At 61.1% G+C, this 1,553-nt stretch carries 1 protein-coding gene; it reads left to right on the plus strand.

All coding sequences use genetic code 11. The annotated features are described in order from the left end of the window. The coding region (locus tag ACIQLB_RS14540) for a beta strand repeat-containing protein (RefSeq protein ID WP_400726934.1) at window positions 1-1,553 on the plus strand (1,553 nt) is incomplete at both ends.

Here is a 1,553-nt window from a genome sequence, read left to right on the forward strand (position 1 = left end):
TCACTGGGCCTACTGGCGCTACCGGCGCTACTGGGGACACTGGACCTACTGGCGTTACCGGACCTACTGGCGTTACTGGAGTCACTGGGCCTACTGGCGCTACCGGCGCTACTGGGGACACTGGACCTACTGGCGTTACCGGACCTACTGGCGTTACTGGAGTCACTGGGCCTACTGGCGTTACTGGGGACACTGGACCTACTGGCGTTACCGGAGCTACTGGCATTACTGGAGACACTGGGCCTACTGGCGTTACTGGGGACACTGGACCTACTGGCGTTACCGGAGCTACTGGCATTACTGGAGACACTGGGCCTACTGGCGTTACTGGGGACACTGGACCTACTGGCGTTACCGGGGCTACTGGCGCTACTGGGGCTACTGGCGTTACCGGGGCTACTGGCGCGACTGGCGCGACTGGCGTTACTGGTTCTACCGGGGACACTGGGCCTACTGGCGCGACTGGCGTTACCGGGGCTACTGGCGCTACTGGGGCTACTGGCGCTACTGGGGCTACTGGCGTTACTGGTTCTACCGGGGACACTGGCGCTACTGGCGTTACCGGAGCTACTGGCATTACTGGAGACACTGGGCCTACTGGCGTTACTGGGGACACTGGACCTACTGGCGCTACTGGGGACACTGGACCTACTGGTTCTACCGGGGACACTGGCGCTACTGGCGTTACCGGAGCTACTGGCGTTACCGGAGCTACTGGCATTACTGGAGACACTGGGCCTACTGGCGTTACCGGGGCTACTGGCGTTACTGGCGTTACTGGCGTTACTGGCGTTACTGGCGTTACTGGTTCTACCGGGGACACTGGACCTACTGGCGTTACCGGAGCTACTGGCATTACCGGGGCTACTGGCGCTACTGGCGTTACTGGCGTTACTGGCGTTACTGGTTCTACCGGGGACACTGGACCTACTGGCGTTACCGGGGCTACTGGCGTTACTGGTTCTACCGGGGACACTGGACCTACTGGCGTTACCGGAGCTACTGGCGTTACCGGAGCTACTGGCATTACTGGAGACACTGGGCCTACTGGCGTTACCGGGGCTACTGGCGTTACCGGAGCTACTGGCGCTACTGGCGTTACTGGCGTTACTGGTTCTACCGGGGACACTGGACCTACTGGCGTTACCGGGGCTACTGGCGTTACCGGAGCTACTGGCATTACTGGAGACACTGGGCCTACTGGCGTTACTGGGGACACTGGACCTACTGGCGTTACCGGGGCTACTGGCGCTACTGGGGCTACTGGCGTTACTGGCGTTACTGGTTCTACCGGGGACACTGGACCTACTGGCGTTACCGGGCCTACTGGCGTTACCGGAGCTACTGGCATTACTGGCGTTACCGGAGCTACTGGCATTACTGGAGACACTGGGCCTACTGGCGCTACTGGGGCGACTGGCGCTACTGGCGTTACTGGTTCTACCGGGGACACTGGACCTACTGGCGTTACTGGGGACACTGGACCTACTGGAGTTACCGGGGCGACTGGCGCTACTGGCGTTACTGGTTCTACCGGGGACACTGGACCTACT

Source organism: Lysinibacillus sp. NPDC092081 (assembly GCF_044755845.1).
Lineage (GTDB): Bacteria > Bacillota > Bacilli > Bacillales_A > Planococcaceae > Lysinibacillus.